This is a genomic window from Cyanobacteriota bacterium, from assembly GCA_025054735.1.
Taxonomy (GTDB): domain Bacteria; phylum Cyanobacteriota; class Cyanobacteriia; order SKYG9; family SKYG9; genus SKYG9.
Window position 1 is genome coordinate 1 of the sequence record JANWZG010000651.1, and the last position, 1317, is coordinate 1317.

Consider the following 1317-nt stretch of genomic DNA (forward strand, 5'->3'; position numbering starts at 1 on the left):
ATTTTTTGTGAAGAAATAAAACTTGTTACCGTCAACATCAGCTAATTGCTGATTCGCAGCTTAGTGCTTTGCAACGGGCCTAGGGAGAACTAGATGTGATGCGAGAGACGGCCAAGCAGTGACAGGCTGCATAATCCCTGAACCGACTCTAGAAGCCACAATCCTGTGAGCACAAGAGCCACAGGCTACTGCCAAGACCCAAAGAGACATACCTCGAAGAGTCCTAGCAGGCTCAACGGCTTATTACAGCAAGCAGTCAACCAGTTGCAAGTGTAGGAACTTTACAACTTTGAGAGGAACCAATGCGACGATGTAACACCAGCTTAATCAGCCTAAAACCGTACCTCCGAAGCACTTGTCAACCAAGTTAACGGCGAAACAACTATCGCAAAGTTCACTTCTAGAGGGGATTTCAAGCTTTGATGCTGAGTCACAGCTTCAGGATTACCCCCATCAGCCCTAAGTTAGCCAGCAACAATTCAACTAAGTTCATCAATTATTATTGTTAACAACTGTAACATTTCTGAGAAATCTTGTATAGCCCTCTTCAGAAAATGTATAGGTTCTGAGGTTAATCTAAGTAAGCAATAAGCTACCGACAAATCCCATTCCAGACTGCATCTTGGACAACAAAATTCAGCTTTTATGCGACTATCCTTTGGGATGCCCCGTCGGAGTGTAACTTGTAACAACTCGTCCCACACCCCTAAATTGACGGTAGTAGGCTTGACTAATAGGATCGCCCTCCTCGGAGAGAACATCAATGCCGATGCCGTTGCGTCCTTGATCTAGGCCAGAACTGTGGATATAGTGCCCACTTCCTAGATACAGCCCCACATGGGTAGCTTTTTGAGAATTCCCAAAAAAGACTAAATCTCCGGGTTGAGCCTCTGCGATCGCTACAGCTTGAGTAAAGGCTTCCTGTTGATAGGCATCTCTTGGTATTCGGATCCCTACACTAGCAAATGCAGCTTGCATTAGTCCAGAGCAATCGTAGTTAGGAGCAACAGTGCCACCCCAACGGTAGTGATTGGGTTGGGCCATGGCTGCTTGGGTAAATGCAATTACATCAGGAATGGCAGCTTGAATGTCAGATGCAGTCCAACTGGGTGCTTGGTAGGTGGTAGTGGCTGGTTTCAGCCATTGGAGACTGTCGATCGTTATCCATCCAGGATAATCATCCTCACAAAGGAAAACTAATAGTGATGAAGCCTCAGCAGTTGCTGTGGTAGCTGGCAGTGGTGCAAAGCGGAGGTGACGACCTGATGCTGCTTGGGTTGCTAGGCGATCGCAGGTTGCAGAGTCGTACAAATCAAT

1 protein-coding gene is annotated in these 1317 nt (G+C 46.8%); it reads right to left on the minus strand.

The features are described 5' to 3' along the window. Window positions 1-651: 651 nt before the first annotated feature. A partial coding sequence (locus NZ772_19085) for a C40 family peptidase (GenBank protein ID MCS6815662.1) occupies window positions 652-1317 on the minus strand: 666 nt, incomplete at its 5' end.